Origin of the sequence: Geodermatophilus amargosae, from assembly GCF_900116515.1 — a bacterium.
Lineage (GTDB): Bacteria > Actinomycetota > Actinomycetes > Mycobacteriales > Geodermatophilaceae > Geodermatophilus > Geodermatophilus amargosae.
This window is the reverse complement of record NZ_FPBA01000030.1, coordinates 1-20,313: the sequence shown is the minus strand read 5'-3', so window position 1 is coordinate 20,313 and position 20,313 is coordinate 1. Positions and strand designations below refer to the sequence as shown.

Genomic DNA, 20,313 nt, shown 5'->3' with positions numbered 1-20,313 from the left:
CGCCCTACCGTGACCGGCCCCGCGACGTACGAGATCCGGGTTGCGGGCCACCTCGACGATCACTGGGCCGCCACCCTCGACGACCTCGTCTTGGTCCGCCTCGACGACGGCACCACCAGCCTGACCGGGCCGGTCGTCGACCAGGCGCAACTGCACGGTGTCCTCGCCCGGATCCGCGATCTCGGCGTCCCGCTGCTGACGCTGCGCACCCTCGATCACGCCGGTACACCAGCCGGAACCGAGCGTCCGCGGGATCTGGGCGGCCGGGAACGTCGCTGACCCGGCCGCACGAGTGATCAGCGCTGCAGGCGCCGGCTCCCGCGCGGCGATCGCCATCCACGCCGACCTCGTCGTCGGGGACACCGCTCGGGTGGTGACCCGCTCCGCGCTGGCAGCTCTGGTCGCCGATGCCGTGGGATGACGGCGCTGCCGACGGCCGCGCCGGTGTGCCGAGAAGGCAGGACCCGGTACCAGCCGCCGGTACCGACCGCGGCACCGGTCAGGACGCGACCGGCCCATCTGCGGGAGTGCTGCCGGACACGGCTCGGTCCCGGGGACCTGTGCTCATCGCGGCGAAGCCGGTCGCGGTGTCGTCGAGGACGCGCGGCATCATCGGGACGAGAAGGCCGGTGGAGGTCTCGCGCTGGACGAAGCGGGTGCCACCGTCGGGGAGGGATCGAGGCGCAGTTCGTGCTGGCCGTCGAAGAGGTCGGCATCCCCGAGTCGTCCCCGCCGGCGGATGCGGGTGCGACCGTCCCAGGGGCGCTCGGATGTCGACGGCGTGCTCGATGGTCCTCATGGCGTCGGGCCTCTCCGTCGAAGAGGGCCGGGGTCGGTGGCGCGGCGGTGGCCGATGTCGCCACCGACGTCGCCGACCGCGGGTCCGGCTGCCGGCGGAGACGCTGCGCGCTCCGTGCGCGGTGCCGGACGCCGGTCGCCCGGCCGCACGAGGCGGCCGGGTGACCGGTCCAGGCCCCACGGTCGGACCGATGCCGCGCGACCCGGGCCGCTGGGCGACCGAGCCCCGCGAGGACGCTCAGTCCGTGTCCCGCCGGTACAGCAGCACAGTGCCCACGACGAGCGCGACGGCGGTGTAACCGGCGAAGACCAGCGCGGTCTCCGGCCGGGTGAGCGCAGCGGCGAGCGCCTCGGGGGTGTTGCGGTCGTTCGCGTAGGCGAGCAGCTTGTTCCCGGCGAAGAAGGGCAGGAAGCGGCTGACCTCCACGGGGAGGAAGAGGTTGAACAGGTTCTCCAGGACGAAGCCCCACACCAGCACACCGGCGATGGCTGCCGTGCTGTGCCGCACGATCATGCCGATGCCCAGCCCGAGCACGGCCGACAGCGTGGTGAACAGCAGGGCCCACCCGATCGTGGCCGGCAGCGCCGACGTGGCTCCCGTGTCCAGGCCGGCGAGGGCGGCACCGCCGAAGCCGGCAGCGAGGCCGACAGCTCCGACGAGCAGCCCGAGGACGGCGGCGGTCAGCGTCTTGGACAGCGCGATGATCCAGCGCGCCGGTCGGGCGGCCACCGCCGCGGCCAGGGTGCCGTGCTGGACCTCGGAGCCGAACAGCAGCACTCCGCCGATCGCGGCGAGCATCGAGGTCACGCTGGTCCAGTAGAAGCCGACCTCGGAGACGACGAGCACCTCGTCGGTCACGAACGTCGCGACCGCCCACGAGACGAGCAGGCCCCCGACGAGCGCGAGCAGGAGGATCGCCTGGTTGACCCGGACGGTCGCGGCCTTGATCCAGTCGCTCCTCAGTGTGGCGAGGACGGCCCGGGCGTCACCGCCCGCGGAGCGTGTCGCCGGGCGGTGGTCGGTGGTCGTGGGGGCCGTCGCTGTCTGGTCCGCGCCCGCACCGGTGATGGTCATGTCGTGTCCCTCGGTTCCGTGGTCGGGGTGCGGATCAGGTGGAGGCGAACTCGGCGGAGGACCGGGTCATGTCCAGCAGGCTGTCCTCCAGCGAGCGGGACGTCTCGGTGAGTTCGAGAAGGCGGATGCCGCTGTCGAAGGCGACCTGTGAGACCACGGCGCGGGTGGTTTCCCGGACGACGAGCCGGTCGGCCTCCGCCTCGACGACGAAGCCGTGCGCGGTGAGCAGCGCGACGAGTTCGACCGGCTGCGGCGTCTCGACGATCACGGCGATGTCATGGCGTCCGGTGATCGCCGTGACCGAGTCCGCGGCGAGCAGCCGTCCACCCCGATCACGACCAGGTCCTGGGCGAACATGCTCAGCTCGCTGATGAGGTGGCTGGAGACGAAGACCGTGCCCCCTCGAGCAGCGAAGTCGCTGAGGTGACCGCGCAGCCAGTGGATTCCGTCGGGGTCCAGACCGTTGGACGGCTCGTCCAGCAGCAGGATCTGGGGGTCGCCCAGCAGTGCCGCGGCCAGCGCGAGGCGCTGCCGCATGCCGAGGGAGAACTTGCCGGCCCGCTGATCGGCTGCCGTCTCCAGTCCGACCTCCGCCAGGACCTGCTCGGCCCGGCCGGCGGGGACGCGGCTGATGGCGGCGGTGGCCCGGAGGTGGTTCAGCGCGGTACGGCCGGGGTGCATGCGGGCGTCGAGGACGCATCCGACGGTCCGGGCGGGCCACTTCAGGTCGGAGTAGTCCACGCCGTGGTACCGGACCTCACCGCTGTCCGGTCGGGTCAACCCGACCATCATCCGCATGGTGGTCGACTTCCCGGCGCCGTTCGGGCCGACGAATCCGGTGACGCGGCCACCCGCGACATCGAAGGTCATGTCGTCGACGGCGAGCCGCTTGCCGTACTGCCTGGTGAGGGCCGAGACCGTGATCATGAGCGCACTCCGTGGCTGTGCGGTGAACGTGGCTGCATGGCTGCGGTGCCGGCTCGACCGGAGGTCGACGTCAGGCATCGCGGTTGCAGAAGTGGGAGCGCACTCAGGCCAGCGTGGGCGAACTCGGGCACCGGATGGGTCGTGAGGCCATTCCCTGGACGTCGTACAGGCTTTGTACGGCGTGCAACGTACGGTTCACCCAGGACGGGGCACGCGTCAGGGGGCGGTCGGCTGGCCAACAGCCGGCCCGCCTCCCATCGGGTTGCGTCGCCGCCCGGTCGGCGGTTCCGCCACCGGGAACCGGTCAGGCGGGGTGCGCTCCCGGCGGCCCGGGCTGACCCCACAGCTCGGCCGGCTGGAGACCATCCGGGCCGGCCGCGCGTTCCGTGACGTCGCCTGCCGTGGCGACGCGTGCGGCGATCCCGTCGAGGATGCGGCGCAGCCCCCACAGGTACTGCTCGGTGGAGACGTAGCCCGCCATGGTGGCGGCTGCCTCCGCGCTGCGGGGGAAGCCACCGGTCGGGATCGCCGAGAAGGCCACCAGTCGGGTGGCGACCCTCTCGGGCTCCGACGGCAGCGGACCGGCCCGATGCACGTCGGCGACCTCCAGCGCGATCGAGCCGAACACGTAGACGATGAGCAGGTAGGAGGCCTGTGCGGCCTCGGTGGCATCGAGTCCGGCGTCGACCAGCAGCTGCAGGAGCCGTTCGTTGAGCGCCAGTGCGTGGGGCCCGTCCATCGGGCCGCCGATCATCAGCGGCACCGCGCCGGGATGGGCCGACAGATGGGCGCGGAGTTCCAGGGCCAGGGCCTCCACGCGTTCCCGCCAGGGCCGTTCCCGGTCGGCGAACACGTCGTGGTCGACCCCGCCGAGCAGCCGCTCGGCGAGGCCCTTGATCACGGCGGCCTTGTCCGGGAAGTAGGTGTAGACCGCGTTCGGTGCCACGCCGACCCGAGCGGCGATGCCCCGGACGGACGCCGCGTCGGGCCCGCCCTCGTCGAGCAGATCCAGTGCCGCATCGAGGATCTCGTCGTCGGTAAGGGCCCGACGTGGCCCGCGACGGCGTCGCATGCCTGGGACGGACATCGGCTCGACCTACCCCCTTGACGCCGGTGCCTACACGGTAGAACCCTTGCTGTACATCGTACAAATGTTGTACGCCGTTTAGTTCGTACGTCGTTCAGTTCGTACGTCGTTCAGTTCGTACGTCGTTCAGGGAGTGTCATGACGACCACATCCGTGGACCGCATCCCGCGCCGTACGACGGGCGCGCTACTGGTGACGGGCGCACTGGCGTTCGGCGGGGCGGCCACCGCCCTGTCCGCGACGTTCGACTGGCCCGACATCCTGCGCGAACCGGCGGACGTGGTGCTGCCGGCCGTCGTCGCCGGCGGGACGAGCCTCACCTGGACGTGGTTCACCACCGCCTGGACGTACGCCATCCTGCTCGTCCCGATCCTGCTGCTGCCCGCCGTCCTGGGGCGGCGCGGCGATCCGGTGCTGCGGGTGGCCACCTGCCGGCACTACGGCCGGCACCGCCAGAGCGACTTCGTCCTCCAGCGCCGCACGTCCTGAACACCCCCGTCGACGACGAGAGAGGTCCCCATGGCCACCACCCAGTTCCACGCGCTCCGAGGCCCGCCCAGCGGTGCCGGAGGCCCGAGGACCATGACGGCGGTCGTGCAGGACCGCTACGGCCCGGCACCCGAGGGCCTCCTCCGGGTCGAACGGATGGACCGTCCTACCGTCGGCGACGACGAGGTCCTCGTGCGGGTGCACGCGGCCAGCGTCGACCGGGGAACCTGGCACCTCATGGCCGGCCTGCCCTATCCCATCCGGCTCGCCGGCTTCGGGCTGCGCCGGCCGAAGTACTCCAACCCCGGCCGGAGCCTGGCCGGAACCGTCGAGGCCGTCGGCCCCGGCACGACGGGCTTCGCTCCGGGTGACCAGGTGTACGGCACGTGCAACGGCTCCTTCGCCGAGTACGTGACCGTCGCAGTCGACCGATTGGCCGCGAGGCCGGCCAACCTGACCTACGAGCAGGCGGCCGCCGCCCCCATCTCCGCCGTCACCGCCCTGCAGGGTCTCCGGGACCGAGGCCGGGTGCAGCCGGGGCAGGCGGTGCTGGTCATCGGCGCCTCCGGTGGCGTCGGCACGTTCGCCGTGCAGATCGCGAAGGCGTTCGGCGCGGAGGTCACCGGCGTGTGCAGCACCAGCAAGGTGGATCTGGTCCGCTCGCTCGGCGCCGACCACGTCATCGACTACACCGCCGGAGACGTCGCCGACGGCCGGCGCTTCGACGTCGTCCTCGACACCGGCGGGCACCGCTCCCTGAGACAGCTGCGGCGCACGCTCACCCGCCGGGGCACGCTCATCATCGTCGGCTCGGAGACCGGTGGCCGCTGGCTCGGCGGGTTCGACCGGACCATCCGCGCCCTGCTGCTGTCGCCCTTCGTCCGCCAGCACCTGACTCCGCTCGCCAGCTCGGAGAACGCCGCCGACCTGGTCGTCCTGACCGGGCTCGTCGAGTCCGGCCAGGTCATCCCGGTCATCGACCGGACCTATCCGCTCGAGGAAGCGGCCGCCGCCATCCGCCACCTGCTGGACGGCAGGGCCCGAGGCAAGCTCGTCGTCTCCGTCTCCTCCAGCGGCATGCAGACAACGCCTCCAGGGAGCACGCCATGACCGAGCCCCGAACCCCCTATCCGGTCCGCGTCGACGCGGCACTGGACCCGTCGCTGTCCCGCTGGCTGTGGCTGGTCAAGTGGCTGCTGCTGATCCCGCACGTCGTCGTGCTGTTCTTGCTGTGGGTGGCGTTCGCCGTGGTCACGGTGATCGCTTTCTTCGCGATCCTGTTCACCGGGCGTTATCCACGGTCGCTGTTCGACTTCAACGTCGGGGTCATGCGCTGGTCCTGGCGCGTGCACTACTACGGCTACTGGGCCCTGGGTACCGACCGCTATCCGCCGTTCACCCTCGCCGACGTGCCGGACTACCCGGCGCACCTGGACGTGCACTACCCCGAGCGGCTCTCCCGGGGACTGATCTTCGTCAAGTGGCTGCTGGCCATTCCCCACTACCTGGTGCTGGCCGTGTTCGTCGGCGGCGGCCTGTGGCTGGGCACCCGCGGCGGCGACACGAACGACGCCTGGGACAGCGCCGCGAACGCCGGCATCTCCCTGGTCGGCCTGCTCGTCCTCATCGCCGCCATCATGCTGCTGTTCACCGGCCGCTACCCGAAGCCGCTCTACGACTTCGTCATGGGCATGGACCGCTGGGCGCTACGAGTCGGCCCCTACGCGGCGCTGATGACCGACCGATACCCCCCCTTCCGGCTCGACACCGGCGGCACCGACCCCGGCACGGTCCCCGCCGAGCCCATCGGACCGCCGCCGACCGGGATGCCGACCGCGTCGCCGCCAACCTCGGCCGCCCACGCACGCTGACTGCCGCGGGGATCGCTCGTCGCCCGAGGTGTCGACCCCTCGGGCGACGGGTCCGGGAAGCCGGGGACGCCTCGTCCGCACATCCGGCTGAAGGGCATCACGATGGCGCAGGAGGACCGCCGCGGACGGATGGCTGACCGGACCGTGCCCGCAGTTGGCCTGCAGCGCGTCGTCACCGCCGATGCGCTGCACCCGGGCGTCGTGCGCACGTCTTTCGCCCCATCATGGAGACAGAGCCTGCCGCTCGCGCGGGCGGAAGGAGCCCCCATGTCACGCCCACGACCTCTGAGCCCGGCGGACGCGGCATTCCTCTATGCCGAGACGCGGGAGGCGCCTCAGCACGTCGGCACCCTGATGCGCTTGCAGCCGCCCGAGGAGGCGTCGCCCGAGTATCTGCGCGGCGTCTTCGAGCGGCTCCGGGCCGCACCGTCGGTCGCCAGTCCGTGGAACCGCAAGCTCGCCACGCCCTGGTTCCAGCACAACCCGCTTCACGCGTGGGTCGAGGACGAGGACTTCGACTTCGACTACCACGTGCGCCGCACCGCGGTGCCTGCCCCCGGCGACGAGCGCGAGCTCGGCACCCTGGTCGCCCGGTTGCACGCCAGCCCGCTCGACCTGTCCAAACCCCTGTGGGAGCTGCACGTCATCGAGGGACTCGAGGACGGCGGCTTCGCGCTCTTCGCCAAGGTGCACCACTCCCTCGTGGACGGCTACACGCTCACGAAGGCCCACGAGCACGCCTTCACCACAGACCCGGACAGCCCGCAGTCGCGCCTGTTCTACAACGTCCCGCTCAAGACCGCGGCCGTCTCCGACGACGTGGCTCCCTCGTGGGCGAGCGCGACCGGCTTGCTCCGCTCAGCCGGCCAGGGTGTCCGCGCGCTCGGTCCGCTGACCCGCGCGCTCAGCCGGCTCACATGGAACCGGGGCGCACTGGTCGGCACCTTCCAGGCACCGCACACCCCGTTCAACCAGCGGATCACCCGCAACCGCCGCTTCGCGACGCAGCAGTACCCGCTGGCGCAACTCAAGCGGCTGGCCAAGGCCAGCGGGACCACGCTCAACGACATCGCCCTGGCCGTCTGCGGCGGAGGCATCCGGAGATACCTGCTCGACCAGGGGGAGCTGCCGGATGCCCCTCTGGTCGCCTTCGTCCCGGTGAACATCCGTCCCGAGGACGACCCGGGTGGCGGCAACGCCGTCGGCGCCCTGCTGGCTTCGATGGCAACCGACGTCGCCGACCCGATCGAGCGGCTACGGGCGGTCAACGCATCCACGACCGAGGCCAAGAACCAGTTCGTGGGGATGACCCCGGAGACCATCGTGGCCTACAGCCAGACACTCATGGCGCCCGTCGGACTGCAGACGCTGAGCGCGGTCACCGGGCTCGGCGGGCAGCGGATCCTCTTCAACGTGGTCGTCTCGAACGTGCCCGGTCCGCCCGAGCCGCTCTACTTCGCAGGGGCCCGCGTCGAAGCGATGTACCCGGCCTCCATCGTGAGCAACGGTCTTGCCCTGAACATCACGCTGTTCAGCTACGCCGGCCAGGTGCACCTCGGGTTCACCGGCTGCCGCGACACCGTCCCCCATCTCCAGAAGCTCGCCGTCTACACCGGCGAGGCCGTCGCCGAGCTCGAGCAAGCGCTCGCCCTGCAGCCGTGAGGGGCATCACACCAGCGAGGAGCCGCATCAGGGACCGCATCCCGCCCTGGCGTCACCCATGTCTCACGGCCGAGCCTCCGGAGCGGTCCGGCAGTGCCGGCGCCCACTTCGTGGCCTGCATCGCCGAGGGGCGCTGCGGTGCCGGATCACGCCGCTCAGCCCCTGCTCTGATTCGGGGCTGGTCACCATGAACGACATGACATGCGACCCTTGACACACCGAGGTCGTCTGCAGTGACTGCGCTCAGACACCTACTGACGCCAGAGCCTGGGAGAGCGCCATGTCGTCCAGCGAGGTCCCACACGCCTGCCCCATCGCGGGACTGGCCTGATGGGGAACCTGACCTTCGACTTCTCCGGACGCACCGTCGTGGTCACCGGGGGCGCCCGCGGTGTCGGCCGGGCGATCGGGCAGCACTTCCGGGCGGCCGGCGCGACGGTCTTCCTGGTGGACTACGACAACGACGAGGTCGCGGTTGCCGCGAAGGAGATGAACGCGGTCGGCCTGGCCGCTGACGTCTCACGGACCGCCGACGTTGCCCAGGTGATGGAACAGGTCATCTCCGACACCGGCCGCATCGACGTCCTGGTCAACAACGCCGGCATCCTCCGCGACGGGATGCTGTGGAAGCTGACCGACGAGGACTACGAGTCCGTCATGGCGGTGCACGCCGGAGGCACCTTCCGCTTCACGCGTGCTGCGGTTCCCCATTTCCGCCGGCAGGGGTCCGGCCGGATCATCAACGTCACTTCCTACACCGGCCTCCATGGCAACCCGGGTCAGTCCAACTACTCCATGGCCAAGGCCGGGATCATCGGTTTCACGAAGACCGCGGCGAAGGAGCTGGCGCGTTTCGGGATCACGGTGAACGCGATCTCCCCGAACGCCCAGACCCGCATGATCTCGTCCGTTCCCGCCGAGAAGCTCGACCAGATCAGCGCTGGCATCCCGATGGGCCGCTTCGCGGAGGCGTGGGAGATGGCTGCGGCGGTCGCGTTCCTCGCCGCGGACGAGGCCGCGTACATCACCGGCGTCGTCCTGCCCGTCGACGGTGGCCTCTCGCTGTAGGTCTGCGGCCCAGAACAGCGCGGGCCGCCAGGCTCCACCGCTGAAGCCACAGCCGGGCGGCTGCTGCAGGTGATCGAGGGGCGCGCTCCTCGAGGAGACGCGCGGTGACCGGCGCGAGCCGCTGAAGACCTCGCCCGCACAGGCTCGTGGGCCCCTCGCTCGCGCGCCGGTCAGGATCGCCAGGACACGTTCTGGACTCTGCGCCGTGGCGGGGTACCGCGGACCAGCGTGGCACGTACCTCAGTGCTCGGGATCGGCGGATCGCCCCACGGCCTTCACACCGGGCGACTTGGTGGCTGCCGAGATCCCCGGCGGGCGACCCGCCCGCGGTGAGAGCCGGGTTCAGGACCACGGCAGATGACAGGGCATCCTCACGGAACGCCACGGAGTCACTGCCGACCAGGCGCGGTCCTGGTCCGCGCCTCACGAGAAACCAATCGCAAGGTGATCGACATCGCGCTGGAGCTCAGCGGCATGGGGGCGATTGCCGGACCCTGCCGCGGTGGACGAGGCGGCTCCTCCGAGGCGCAGTGGCTCGGCTCCACGCACCGTCGGAGTGGCCGTCAGTCGGCGCACCGCTCACAGGCGGCCTGCACCCACGTTTATCGCGCGGTGCGTCCGCCCGCTGAGGTCGGTCGTAGGGGCGTGCTGCACCGGGGGTTGGACGGCTTCCCCGCATGGGGGCGTGGCCGACGAGCCCGAGGGTGGCCGGCGGCTCGATCACCCGCTGCGGCGAAGCGAGCACTCTGGTACGTCGGCTCCCGGGACCTGCGCGGCGGCCAGTTGAGTCGTTGCCGTGGCGTTGGCGCGTGCCGCTGCGGGCCGGGTCCCGAGCGGTGAGCCTCAGGACATCGCCGCACATCAGGCGCTCAACACGAGTAGCGTCGCCTGTGACGCTCGATCGCTCGGCGTCGATGGCGCGTCACACAGCCGGCGTCTCATGCACGGCCCTCAGATCGAGGTCCGCGGCCGAGGTCACCCGTCCCCGGTAAGAGCAGGCCGGAGGCCCGCCGTGGCCAGTGACCAACCCTCCGCATCGGCTTCCGCCGTCCGAGCGCTGGAACGCCTCGGCTCGCTGTCCCTGCGACAGGTGTCGATGGACGACCTGCTGCAGACCATCGCCGACCTGGCCAAGACCGTGCTGCCCGGCAACCCCGAGGCGTCGGTGACGCTGCTGGTCAAGGACCACCCGACCACGGTCGCGAGCACCGGCGAGCTGGCCACCGACCTGGACGAGGCGCAGTACGACCGCGGCCACGGCCCCTGCCTGCACGCGGCCCGCACCGGCGAGCTGACCGAGATCACCGACATGCGCACCGACAGCCGGTGGCCGGACTACACGCCCCAGGCCGTCGAGCACGGGGCCCTGAGCTCCCTGTCGGTGCCGCTGGCCATCGACGACGACGAGCAGGTCGCCGGCGCGCTGAACGTCTACGCCCGCCGGCCGCACGCCTTCGACGAGGACAGCCAGACGGCGGCCACCCGGTTCGGGCCCTACGCCGCGGTCGCCGCCGGCAACCTGCACGCCTACCTGAGCGCACGGGACAGGGCCGACGACCTGCAGGCCGCGCTGCAGACCCGGGGGGTCATCGACCAGGCCAAAGGCATCCTGATGGACCGCCACAAGCTCACCGCCGACCAGGCGTTCCAGGTCCTGGCCCAGATGTCGATGAAGGCCAACCGCAAGCTGCACGCGATCGCCGACGACCTGGTGCACACCGGCGAACTCCCCCCGGGGAGCTGGTTCTCCGGGACGAGCTGACGTCGTCCACCACCCATCGAGTCGCCCGGATCCGAAGGCGTCCGGAGACTCACCAGCAGCCGCAACGGCTTCCGCGGGGGCTGTTGCGGTCAGGCCCCGCCGTTCCAGTCGAGCGGACGGCGGGGCCGCCCCTCTGTTCCTGAGACATCCTGCGGGGATCCCACGGCACACCCTCGCCGGGCTCCTGCTCGATGCGCCCGCCGCCCCTCGCCGCCGGTCCGTCCGTTCGAGGGCAGCACGGCGCATCGATCGACCACCGAGAGGAAGCACTCCGGGCTTGACCCGGCTCGTTCAGGCCGACCTCGCAGGGCGAGGCGGTACGACGGAGCAGGAAGCCGGATGCTCGAGGTTGGGTCCGGATACGGCCGCGGAGCGCTACGGCGGTGACGTTCGCGCCCCCCAGCGCGTCCGACCCGAGATCGCTGACGCGCCGGAGTTCGCACGAACGTTCGTCGGCGGGGGTGATCAGACGAGTCGAATGGACTCCGCGGTGCGGTTCGACCTGCTGGTGGCTCGATACGGCCAGACCGACGGACGGGTCAACCCTCAGGAGTCCCTCCGCTGGATTCAGCGGTCGCCCCCGTCCTGCCGGACGACGCGTGGGTCCACCCCGGCCACGGCAAGGACAGGACGCAGGGCACCGAGCATCCCTCGCCTTGGGAGTGGCGCGCCCGGGGCTGGTGACGAGTCGGCCGAGCTCAGGGCATCAGGCGGCCGAGGGGCGCGGGTCGTGCACGTCGGGGCGATCGGCGAACAGCGGCGGCAGGAAGCGCAGCATCAGCGCCGACCAGGTGACGTGGGTGAGCACCGGGGCCTGGATGCCGCCGGTGACCCGCCGCTGCACCCCGAAGAGCGCCCCCATGACCAGTGAGGCGAGCAGCAGAGCCGGGTTGCGGGTGGCCGCGGTGGCCAGGCAGTAGACCGCGGTCGAGGTGACCACCGGGCGATCGGCGCCGATGGCGGCGTACAGCGCGCCGCGGAAGAAGACCTCCTCGGCCACGCCGTTGGCCAGCGCCGTCGTGGCCACCAGGGGGGTCGACCCCTGGTGCGCATAGCGCATGACCTTGGTGATCGACCGGTCGAGGACGGGGATCCGGCGAGCCACCAGGGCCGCGCCGTAGAAGACGCCGAAGGCGCCGATCCCGGTGACCACCGGTGTCACCACGGGGCGGCGCAGCTGGTGGTCGGGGGTGAGCATCCAGCCCAGGTGCAGCGGACCCGAGGCCAGGCCGCCGGTGACCCAGGTGCCGGCCACGGCCATCGTGAGGCCGTAGAAGCCCGGCGAGCCGGGCTTCGTCGACAGCGAGATCCCGAGCAGCCCAGCACCCCCCAACGCCACTCCCGCGGTGACCCTCCGACGACGACGGAAGGCCGCGTCGGTCTCGCGGTGGTCGCGGGGCACCGGCTCGACCAGCCAGTCCGGCAGCCGGCCGGCCGCTCGTGCCAGCGGTCCGCCGCGGCGTCGGCTCACGAGCGGGCGCCGCGGGCGAGCAGGCCGGCGCGGCGGACGCGGGCCGCGCGCCGACGGTCGGCAGCCCGCTCGCCCAGCGCCACCAGCACCATCTCGTCGTAGTCCATCGGCTCGAAGGGCACCACCGTGCGGATCGCGTCGTCGGTGACGACGACCTCGTTGATCATCGAGTCGACCAGCGAGCGGCCGGTGGTCACGTCGACGTCGGTGACCAGCGCCAGCCAGCGCGAGGACAGGCTCGGCGTCAGCAGCGGCACGGGGACGACGAACAGGTGCCTGCCCTGGATGTCGGCGACCCGGCTGAGCATCTGGAGGTAGGTGAGCACCTCGGGGCCGCCGACCTCGAACACCCGGCCCCCGGCGTCGGGCGCCTCGAGGACGCCCACCAGGTAGCGGACGACGTCGGCGACGGCGATCGGCTGCGTGCGGGTGTGCACCCAGCGCGGGGTGACCATCGCAGGCAGGTGCGCCACGAGCTGGCGGGTCATCTCCCAGGAGACGCCGCCGTGGCCGACGACGATGCCCGCGCGCAGGGTGGTGACGGGGACGCCGGTCGAGGCGAGCAGCCGCTCCACCTCACGGCGGCTGCGCAGGTGCGGGGACAGCTCGTCGCTGTCGCGGCCCAGGCCGCCGAGGTAGACGATCCGCTCGACGCCGGCGTCGGCGGCGGCGCGGGCGAAGGTCCGCGCGGCCTCGGCGTCCTTGCGCTGGAAGTCGGCGTCGCCGAGGGAGTGCACGAGGTAGTAGGCGGCCTCGCAACCGCGCAGCGCCCCCCGCAGCGAGGCCTCGTCGGTGACGTCGCCGGCCACCGGCGTGCCGGCGCCGCCGTAGTCGTCCGGCCGACGGGTCATGGCGCGCACGTCGTGGCCCGCCTTCACCAGGGCCGGCGCGAGCCGGCCGCCCACGAATCCGGACGCGCCGGTGAGGAGGAGTTGCATCAGCCTCGGGTACCCCAGCGCGCTGACCGGAATCCCGCTGGCCCGCGCGCCGCCGACGCCCGCGGCCGCGGCGCCTGCAGTCAGCCGCCGCTCGGCACCGGCTCGGGCGCGAGCGCCCGTCCTTGCCGGAGTGGCGCCCGCCAGTGGTGACGCCCGCGCGCGCCGACGGGTGCGGAACGGCGGAAACGCCTGCTCAGCCGCCTTGCCGGCGGACCACCTGCCCCACCGTCTTGAGGACGATCTTCATGTCGAGCCAGGGCGACCAGTTCTCGATGTAGTAGTTGTCGAACCGTGCCCGGTCCTCGATCGAGGTGTCCCCCCGGAGTCCGTGGGCCTGCGACCAGCCGGTCAGCCCGGCCGGCACCCGGTGACGGGCTGTGTACCGGGGGATGTAATCGGAGAACTGCTCGACGAAGTGCGGACGCTCCGGGCGGGGACCGACGAGGCTCATGTCACCCCGCAGGATGTTCCACAGCTGCGGCAGCTCGTCGAGCGAGGTGGCGCGGATGAACTTGCCGACGGGCCCGAGCCGGTCGTCGTGCTTGATGTTCCAGTTGGTCTGCGACTCGGTGTCGTCCGCAGGCCTGAGCGAGCGGAACTTGAGAACCTGGAAGGGCCGTCCGTCGATCCCCACCCGCTCCTGCCGGAAGATTATCCCGGGCCCGCCCTCCCACCGGACGGCCAGGGCGACGGCCGCCAGCACCGGTGACAGGAGGAGCAGCGCGATCCCCGAGGTCAGCACGTCGACCAGCCGCTTCACCTTCCACCAGGGGCTGCGGAAGACGGCGCGCCGCACACGGACGAGGGGGATCCCCCACACCTCATCGGTGTACCGGTTGGCGTTGGTGAGCTCGAACAGCCTCGGGACCATGAAGACCTCGACGTCCAACCGGTCGCAGGTGCGCAGGATGTCGACCAGCTCGTCCTCGCTGATGCCGCCGAACGCCACGATCACGTCGCGGATCTCGTGACGGCGGATGACCTGCCCCAGCTCCTCGTACCGGCCCAGGACGGGAGCAGGCAGCAGCGGTGGATCGTCGGCCGGCGGATCGGAGTCGACGAAGCCGACGGGTTCGAGCCCGTACGTCCTCCGCTCCTTCAGCGTGTTCGCCAGGCGCAGGCCCACCGTTCCTGCGCCGACGATCAGCGTCCGGTGGCGTACCTTGCCGCGGCAGCGGGCCAGCCGGACCACCGTGTAGGCGATCCGCCGCACCACCAGGACCGCTGCCAGCAACACCAGCGCGTGCAGCACCTGACGCGGAGGCGGGTCGACACTCGGCAGCAGGGAGATGAGGGCCAGCTTCAGGGCGAAGCCGACCACGGAGGCCGCCAGGATGTAGGGCAGGTCGTCGAGCAGCGACAGGTTCAGCCGCGACCGGTAGAGCCCCACCGCGTAGAACACCAGGATGTAGACGGCCAGGACGATCACGTGGATCGGGTTCGCCGGCGCGGTGATGGCTGTGGCCACCACGAAGGCGAGCACGTCGCCCAGCAGCAGGTAGGGCCGCACCCCGGCTCGCAGCCACCAGGGCTCCGGGTTGCGCCACGGTCGCTCGAGCTCCAGCCTCCGGGCGGCCGGCGTCGGCGGCAGGCCACCGTCGGCCCGCACCTCGTCCGATCCCGCCGTCGTCGGGTCGACCGCCGTGCTCAACAGCCCCACGTCACGCGCAGGACTGACCCCCGTGTTGTCGTCCACTGCCCCTCCTCGGCACGCCGCCCCCGCAGCTTCACGCGCCTGCTGCATCCCGGCCCGCCATCGGAGCGCGGGGTGCCGGTGAAGTTTAAGGTCGGTCCGGGGCAGCCGCATCCTCTACGGCAGATCGGTCCCACGCGGGCGATCAGGGCGCGTCGCCCGCCCGGGGCACCTCGACCGGCGCTCGACGAGAGGCACGGGTGGTCGTGAACCGGATCGCCAGCACGACGGCGAGCACGAGCGCACCGGCACCGGTCCCCCATGCGCCGGCGGCTGCGCCCGGTTCGACGGCCAGCAGCACGGCGGTCACGCCCACGGACGTCCCCGCGGCCGCCAGTGCACCGACACACAGCCATCGCTCCTGCCCCTCTGCCAGCAGCACGAACCACAACAGGTAGCCGAGCAGGATGAGGGGTGTGATCGCCGCCAGCACGCGCACGGCGGGCACGGCCGACTGCCACTGGCCGCCGAAGACACCCGTGGTCACGGGGCCCGCCAGGAGCACGCCGAGGGCCGCCACCGGCACGGAGAGCCCCAGGACCGCTACGAGGTAGCGCCGGGCATGGGCACGCGCCGCCCCGGGAGCCTCGGCCGCGAGAGCCGCGATCCCCGGGAACAGGCCGATGCCCAGCGTGTGAGCGAGCGTGACGCTGGCGTCGAGCAACCGCGTTGCCACGACGTAGTCGGCCAGGTCGCGCGTGGAGGCCATGCCGCTCACCAGCAGGGTCCCCTGCCGCCACAGGAGCACGAGTGCGGTCCCCGCCACCGCCAGCCAGGCGCTTCGGCGGACCAGGGCTCCGAAGGAGGGCCCTGCGTCCGTCCGGGCGCCGGGGCGCAGCCAGACGGTCGCGACGGCGAGGACGACGATCTCCTTGCCCGCGACGATCCAGAGCAGCGGGACGATCCCCGCGCCGGCCAGGACGGCCAGAGAGCCGGCCGTGACCAGGAGCATGGCACCCACCCCCTGCAGGACGCCCTCGAGGACGACCTTGCCGTCACCTCGCAGCACCTCGGCCCACAGGTTGAACACCGAGTTGGCGACGACGAACACCGAGCAGGGGACGAGCACGGAGGCCTCGACCCCTGCCGGGCCGGCGAGGACCGCCACCACGCAGGTCAGGACCACTGCCACCACCGTGGACAGCGCCTGAGGACCGAGGGCCGAGCGCAGCGCCGCGGGAGCCGCGGCGACCTTCGCCGCGACGTCCCTCCCGGCGAGGCTGGCCACCCCGAGGTCGGTGAGACTGGCCATCAGCGTCACGGTGCCGAGCAGGAAGCCGTACAGCGCGACGGTGGCCGGGTCGGCCACCCGGGCCAGCACCACGACGAGGATGATGCCGACGAGGCGCCCGAAGATCCGCGAGATCAGCGCCGCGGCCACCCCGATGCGGACGAGCCTGCCCTTCGACAGGACCTCGTCGGGTTCGAGTGCTGTCACGTGCGCGCCTCCCTCGACGGCAGCCGTACCCGGTCCCGGCCGACGGCGAGAGCGGCACCGGTCGCGAGACCCAGCAGGTAGAAGGTCATGAAGCCGGTGGGGTAACTGCCCAGCGTCGTCCTCGAGATCCAGTCGACGACCGACACGGCCAGTACCGCCAGGCCGAGCCAGGCCGCTCCGCTGTCCCCCCGCGCCGGCCCGCTCAGCCATCGGGCGTAGGCCACCACGACGGCCAGCAGTGCGACCACCCCCACGAGCCCCACGTCGGACAGGACCTGCGCCCAGGAGGAGTCCAGGAAGGACGGGTCGCCGGCGAACAGCGCCTCGCTCTCGCGGTTCGGGTCGTAGGCCGGCGCCGCGGAGACCAACCCCGCCTCGGCTCGCGTCGAGCCTGCGCCGAGCGCTCCCACCCCGTTCCCCCGCACGAGGGATGAGATCCCCTGGTAGGCGACTCCCCACGCGTCGAAGCGCCCGTTGAGCGTGAACAGCAGCGGGCGGACCGGTCCGCCCGGGACGGTGGCGGAGACCAGGTACACCCCGGCCGCGAGGACGGCGCCCGCCGCAGCCCCCACGACGCCAACCACGGCCGCACGGGTCTTGCCCTGGCGCAGCAACACCACGATCGCGAGGACGGCGAGCTGGAGGACCGCGGTGCGGACCTGGGTGGCACCCAGGATGGCCGCGACCGAGATCCAGAGGACGACCGCCTGACGCCGGGACGCGACGGTGAGGGCCAGGCAGGCCCCGAGGACGGCGAACGCGGCGAGCGAGAACGACTCCTCGAAGGACCCCGGGCTGCGCAGGGCGCCTCCCGAGCTGAGCCGCACCTGTGAGCCGAAGGCGTAGCCCCACTGGTAGACCAGCGCGTCCGGGCCGACCGCCTGCTGGATCCACGCCAGGATCGCCTGGGCCGCTAAGAACACGGTCATCGCGTGCACGAGGTGCCGCAGAGCGGCCTCCGGTCGGGGTGTCGCGAGCCCGATGAACAGCAGGAGCAGGGGCTCCACGAGCAGACGTGTGCCGAACACCCAGCCGCCACCGTGGTCCCCGCCGAGGTCGAGCAGGTAGAGGCCGACGAGCACGGTCAGGGGGAAGCCCACGGAGAGCGGAGGCAGTCGCGCGGCGAGGGAGGTACGCCCCTGGAGGACCGCCAGCACGGTCACCCCCAGGAGCAGGACGACGAGTGCGTCCTTGGCCACACCCAGCGAGTCCGAGATCCGGAGGCGCAGCTCCGCGGTCGTACCGAAGAGGAACACGACGGCCCAGGGCGCCAGCCACGGACGGCGCACGAGGAGCCAGATCCCGGCGAGCACGAGCCCGAGTCCGAGGACGACGACGGGCATCAGACGGCGTCCACGGCCTGTGCACCGACGACGCCGGGCCTGCCGCGCACGGTCATCCCGTCACGACGACGGCGTCGGGTGGACGCTCCCAGTGCCGGCTGAGGCGGTGCACGGTACGCACCTCGCGCAGCGGTGCCCCCTGCTCGACCGCGAGGACGACCGCGGTGGCCTGTTGCAGAGCCGGGGCGACCACGGTCGTCGTGGGGTCAGCCGTCACCCGCACCCGGTTCTCGGCGGGACCGACGTCCACGGCCGTGCCACCGTCGGTCACCGGGACGTGCTCGTCCGCGGGGCGGTGGGCGGGGATGGTGTCCCGGAGCACCGCCGCGACCTCCTGCGCCGCCGCCACGGAGGCCGCGCCTGCGGGGACCACCACCAGCCGGTGCCCGGTCCCCGGTCCGCCGAGCCGCTGGAGGTCCTCGACGAGCCGCTCGGACCCGGGGACGACCTGTCCGGCACGGATGACCCCGACGGGGAGTCCGAACATCTCGCCTGCGTCCCGTGCGGAGGAGACGCGGGAGGGGCGGGCGGAGCGCACCGCCAGGAGCCCGGCAGCGAGGATGAGACCCAGGACCCCACCCGTCGCCGCGTCGCGGGGCACCGCCGGTGCGGTCTGGACGGGCGTCGTGGTGCTGAGGACCCGGACCGGGTCCGCGGTGCGAGCGAGGACCTCCGCCCGGGCGCGGACGTCCTCGGCGGCGCCTCCGTCAGAACCGGCGGTGGCGCCCGCCGCAGCCGCAGCCGCGTTCGCGGCGTCGACCGCCTGCTGGCGTGCGACGTCGGCGAAGGAGGTCACGACGGCGGCGAGCCGGGCGGCGACCTCCTCCGTCTCCGTCGCGGTGACGGACACGGTGATCACGCCGGACCCGGGGCTCGGAGTGACCGTGACCGCTCCCTGGAGGTCCGTCCATGCCTGACCGTCACCCAGCCGGCCGGCCGCCGGGGCGAGGACGGCCTCGGACGCGGCCAGCGCGGCGGCGTCGGCCACCTCCCGCTCGGCCGCCGCCGGATTGGCCCCCGGGAAGACCACCGGGTCCTGGGAGGGCGGCGTGTAGACCATGGTCGACTGCGCCTCCCACTGCGGGCCACCGACGAGGCTCACCGCGACCCCCGCAGCGGCACCGAGCACGGTCGCGAGGAGCGGCAGACCGAGGAGCCGCCACAGGCGCGCGATGCCCCCGCGCTCGTCCAGGGCGTGCCGTCCTCCGGTGGGCCGGGGGGTGCCGGAACCGCCCGAGTTCACGTCCGCCGACCGCTCGGGGCCGACCACCCGTCGTAGAGCTCGTTGACCTCCGAGATCCACCGGTCGAACGGGAACGCCTCCGCCAGGCGGCGCCGTCCGCCCGCACCCAGCTCGGCGGCGCGCGCGGGGGACCCGAGGACCTCCACCAGCGCCTCCCCGAGCGCGCGCGGCGCCATGGGCGGCACGAGGAGCCCGGTCACCCCGTGGTCGACCATCTCCGCCAGCCCGCCGGTGGCCGTCGTGACCACCGGGACACCGCCGGCCATGGCCTCGAGCACCGCGTACGGGAAGCACTCGATGTTGTAGGACGCGAGCACGAAGACGTCGGCACCGGCCGCGAGGAGCGGAGCATCGACACGGGCGCCGAGGAAGTGCACGCGCTCCAGTCCCGGCGCTGCCGCGACCTGCTCCAGCGCGCGGCGTTCCGGCCCGTCCCCCACCACGACGAGTGACGCGTCGGGGACCTGCCGGGCCACATCCCGCCACGCGTCGAGCAGGTCGCGGTGGCCCTTGTCCGCCCGCAGGGCGCCGACGACGACGGCGACCGGTCCCGGGAAGCCCCCCGGGACAACCGCCGCCAAGGCCGCGCGACCGTCACCCACGGTCGTCGCCGGCAGGCTGTTCTGTACGACCTCCATCTTCTGCGTCGGCAGGCCGAGCTGGCCGCGCAGGTAGGTGACCTGCGTGTAGCAGACCGCCGCGTAGCCGCTCACCAGCCCGCCGAGCACCGACTCCACGGCCCGCTCGCGCCTCCCGCGGTGACCGATGTGGCCGTAGGTGTGCTTCCACACGACGTAGGGGACCCGGCCGCCGGCCATCGCCCGGTGCTGCAGCAGTGCGAGCCGGACCGGCAGGTCGGCCGCGAAGTGCTGAGCGCTGACGACGGCCGGCCGGTGCCGGCGGACCAGTCCGCGGATCGCCCGTGCCGTCCTGGCGACGCCGCCTGCTCCCGCCGGTTCGGGCACCAGGTCGACGGGGATGCCGGAGGCCCGGAGTTCGTCGCCGTAGGGGCCGTCGCGGAACGTGACCACGCGTGACCGCCAGCGCTGCTGATCCAGGTGCTGTGCCAGGAGGACGACGTGCCGCTCCGCTCCACCCAGCTGGAGGCCGGGGAGGACGAACAACGCAGTCCGGGGGGTCGGCTCGCTCATGCACCCATCCCATCGGTCGGCATGCTCACGACGCCGTCCCGCTGCCACCGCCGGCCCCGAACCCGGACGTCGGGAGTCACCTTCCCCACGCTTCCTGTACACCGCAACGCGAGATCGCTCGATGGGGGGCGGTCCGACCCGACGGGTGCCGCGTCAGGGTCCCTCCCCCCCGGAGCGTCCGCCGATCCGTGCCCGCTCCTCCGCGAGGTGGTCGTTGGCGGTGCGCAGAGCGGCCAGGGCCGGTTTCGGTGTGCCGTCCAGCCGGGTCAACCCGAAGTTGTTCTCATACGCGTTCCA

At 72.4% G+C, this 20,313-nt stretch carries 19 protein-coding genes; 8 read left to right on the top strand and 11 right to left on the bottom strand.

Translation table 11 applies throughout. The features are described 5' to 3' along the window. Positions 1-9 precede the first annotated feature (9 nt). On the top strand, positions 10-279 hold the full coding sequence (locus tag BM414_RS25170; protein ID WP_175551799.1) for a hypothetical protein: 270 nt from the start codon (positions 10-12) through the stop codon (positions 277-279). A gap of 13 nt (positions 280-292) precedes the next feature. After that, on the top strand, positions 293-421 hold the full coding sequence (locus BM414_RS31530) for a hypothetical protein (RefSeq protein ID WP_281246788.1): 129 nt from the start codon (positions 293-295) through the stop codon (positions 419-421). Between the two features lie 615 nt (positions 422-1,036). On the opposite strand, the gene BM414_RS25165 is transcribed toward BM414_RS31530, so the two are convergent. The 4 genes from BM414_RS25165 to BM414_RS25155 form a co-directional block, all read right to left on the bottom strand. Beyond that, complete coding sequence (locus BM414_RS25165) at positions 1,037-1,873, bottom strand: ABC transporter permease subunit (RefSeq protein WP_093584117.1); 837 nt, start codon at positions 1,871-1,873, stop codon at positions 1,037-1,039. Positions 1,874-1,907: 34 nt separating this feature from the next. Next, positions 1,908-2,141, bottom strand: a complete 234-nt coding sequence (locus BM414_RS31125) for a hypothetical protein (protein WP_245784982.1) — start codon at positions 2,139-2,141, stop codon at positions 1,908-1,910. Beyond that, positions 2,138-2,800 carry an ATP-binding cassette domain-containing protein gene (locus BM414_RS25160; protein ID WP_245784981.1) on the bottom strand — a complete coding sequence of 221 codons (663 nt, stop codon included), beginning with the start codon at positions 2,798-2,800 and terminating at the stop codon, positions 2,138-2,140. The genes BM414_RS31125 and BM414_RS25160 overlap by 4 nt, the downstream gene beginning before the upstream one ends. Before the next feature lie 304 nt (positions 2,801-3,104). Continuing rightward, on the bottom strand, positions 3,105-3,872 hold the full coding sequence (locus BM414_RS25155) for a TetR/AcrR family transcriptional regulator (RefSeq protein WP_245784980.1): 768 nt from the start codon (positions 3,870-3,872) through the stop codon (positions 3,105-3,107). Between the two features lie 153 nt (positions 3,873-4,025). Here BM414_RS25155 and BM414_RS25150 point away from each other — a divergent pair, with 153 nt between their 5' ends. From BM414_RS25150 to BM414_RS25125, 6 genes are all read left to right on the top strand, one after another. Then, on the top strand, positions 4,026-4,376 hold the full coding sequence (locus BM414_RS25150) for a hypothetical protein (RefSeq protein WP_139246045.1): 351 nt from the start codon (positions 4,026-4,028) through the stop codon (positions 4,374-4,376). A 93-nt stretch (positions 4,377-4,469) separates the two neighbouring features. After that, entirely contained in the window at positions 4,470-5,486 is a 1,017-nt protein-coding gene (locus BM414_RS25145; RefSeq protein WP_093584111.1) for an NAD(P)-dependent alcohol dehydrogenase, read from the top strand. After that, complete coding sequence (locus BM414_RS25140) at positions 5,483-6,247, top strand: DUF4389 domain-containing protein (protein ID WP_093584109.1); 765 nt, start codon at positions 5,483-5,485, stop codon at positions 6,245-6,247. The genes BM414_RS25145 and BM414_RS25140 overlap by 4 nt, the downstream gene beginning before the upstream one ends. A gap of 102 nt (positions 6,248-6,349) precedes the next feature. Next, positions 6,350-7,909, top strand: coding sequence for a WS/DGAT/MGAT family O-acyltransferase (locus BM414_RS25135; RefSeq protein ID WP_342716329.1), 1,560 nt, complete (start codon positions 6,350-6,352; stop codon positions 7,907-7,909). Between the two features lie 330 nt (positions 7,910-8,239). Then, positions 8,240-8,977, top strand: coding sequence for an SDR family NAD(P)-dependent oxidoreductase (locus BM414_RS25130; protein ID WP_093584105.1), 738 nt, complete (start codon positions 8,240-8,242; stop codon positions 8,975-8,977). Positions 8,978-9,989: 1,012 nt separating this feature from the next. After that, positions 9,990-10,739 (top strand): GAF and ANTAR domain-containing protein, encoded by a 750-nt coding sequence (locus tag BM414_RS25125; RefSeq protein ID WP_093584103.1) that lies wholly within the window; start codon positions 9,990-9,992, stop codon positions 10,737-10,739. Between the two features lie 706 nt (positions 10,740-11,445). Here the strand turns inward: BM414_RS25125 and BM414_RS25120 are convergent. From BM414_RS25120 to BM414_RS25085, 7 genes are all read right to left on the bottom strand, one after another. After that, positions 11,446-12,210 (bottom strand): CPBP family intramembrane glutamic endopeptidase, encoded by a 765-nt coding sequence (locus BM414_RS25120; RefSeq protein ID WP_093584102.1) that lies wholly within the window; start codon positions 12,208-12,210, stop codon positions 11,446-11,448. After that, a complete protein-coding gene (locus BM414_RS25115; RefSeq protein WP_093584100.1) occupies positions 12,207-13,148 on the bottom strand; it encodes an NAD(P)H-binding protein in 942 nt (313 codons plus the stop codon). Before BM414_RS25115 ends, BM414_RS25120 begins: the two co-directional genes overlap by 4 nt. A gap of 193 nt (positions 13,149-13,341) precedes the next feature. Next, positions 13,342-14,844 carry a sugar transferase gene (locus tag BM414_RS25110; protein WP_245784978.1) on the bottom strand — a complete coding sequence of 501 codons (1,503 nt, stop codon included), beginning with the start codon at positions 14,842-14,844 and terminating at the stop codon, positions 13,342-13,344. Positions 14,845-14,986: 142 nt separating this feature from the next. Beyond that, the gene (locus tag BM414_RS25105) at positions 14,987-16,279 is read right to left on the bottom strand and encodes an oligosaccharide flippase family protein (RefSeq protein WP_175551797.1); all 1,293 of its coding nucleotides are present in this window, start codon (positions 16,277-16,279) and stop codon (positions 14,987-14,989) included. Beyond that, positions 16,276-17,622, bottom strand: a complete 1,347-nt coding sequence (locus tag BM414_RS29735; protein ID WP_175551796.1) for a hypothetical protein — start codon at positions 17,620-17,622, stop codon at positions 16,276-16,278. The genes BM414_RS25105 and BM414_RS29735 overlap by 4 nt, the downstream gene beginning before the upstream one ends. A 52-nt stretch (positions 17,623-17,674) precedes the next feature. Then, complete coding sequence (locus tag BM414_RS25090; RefSeq protein WP_217644926.1) at positions 17,675-18,865, bottom strand: YveK family protein; 1,191 nt, start codon at positions 18,863-18,865, stop codon at positions 17,675-17,677. Continuing rightward, positions 18,862-20,016 carry a glycosyltransferase gene (locus BM414_RS25085; protein WP_093584088.1) on the bottom strand — a complete coding sequence of 385 codons (1,155 nt, stop codon included), beginning with the start codon at positions 20,014-20,016 and terminating at the stop codon, positions 18,862-18,864. Before BM414_RS25085 ends, BM414_RS25090 begins: the two co-directional genes overlap by 4 nt. Positions 20,017-20,313 lie beyond the last annotated feature (297 nt).

Excerpts from the sequence above, each read along its gene's own strand:
- BM414_RS25115 (WP_093584100.1), bottom strand. The coding sequence starts at position 13,148 with ATGCAACTCCTCCTCACCGGCGCGTCCGGATTCGTGGGCGGCCGGCTC.
- BM414_RS25140 (WP_093584109.1), top strand. The coding sequence starts at position 5,483 with ATGACCGAGCCCCGAACCCCCTATCCGGTCCGCGTCGACGCGGCACTG.
- BM414_RS25135 (WP_342716329.1), top strand. The coding sequence starts at position 6,350 with ATGGCGCAGGAGGACCGCCGCGGACGGATGGCTGACCGGACCGTGCCC.
- BM414_RS25155 (WP_245784980.1), bottom strand. The coding sequence starts at position 3,872 with ATGCGACGCCGTCGCGGGCCACGTCGGGCCCTTACCGACGACGAGATC.
- BM414_RS25145 (WP_093584111.1), top strand. The coding sequence starts at position 4,470 with ATGACGGCGGTCGTGCAGGACCGCTACGGCCCGGCACCCGAGGGCCTC.
- BM414_RS25085 (WP_093584088.1), bottom strand. The coding sequence starts at position 20,016 with ATGAGCGAGCCGACCCCCCGGACTGCGTTGTTCGTCCTCCCCGGCCTC.
- BM414_RS25150 (WP_139246045.1), top strand. The coding sequence starts at position 4,026 with ATGACGACCACATCCGTGGACCGCATCCCGCGCCGTACGACGGGCGCG.
- BM414_RS29735 (WP_175551796.1), bottom strand. The coding sequence starts at position 17,622 with ATGCCCGTCGTCGTCCTCGGACTCGGGCTCGTGCTCGCCGGGATCTGG.
- BM414_RS25165 (WP_093584117.1), bottom strand. The coding sequence starts at position 1,873 with ATGACCATCACCGGTGCGGGCGCGGACCAGACAGCGACGGCCCCCACG.
- BM414_RS25130 (WP_093584105.1), top strand. The coding sequence starts at position 8,240 with ATGGGGAACCTGACCTTCGACTTCTCCGGACGCACCGTCGTGGTCACC.
- BM414_RS25160 (WP_245784981.1), bottom strand. The coding sequence starts at position 2,800 with ATGATCACGGTCTCGGCCCTCACCAGGCAGTACGGCAAGCGGCTCGCC.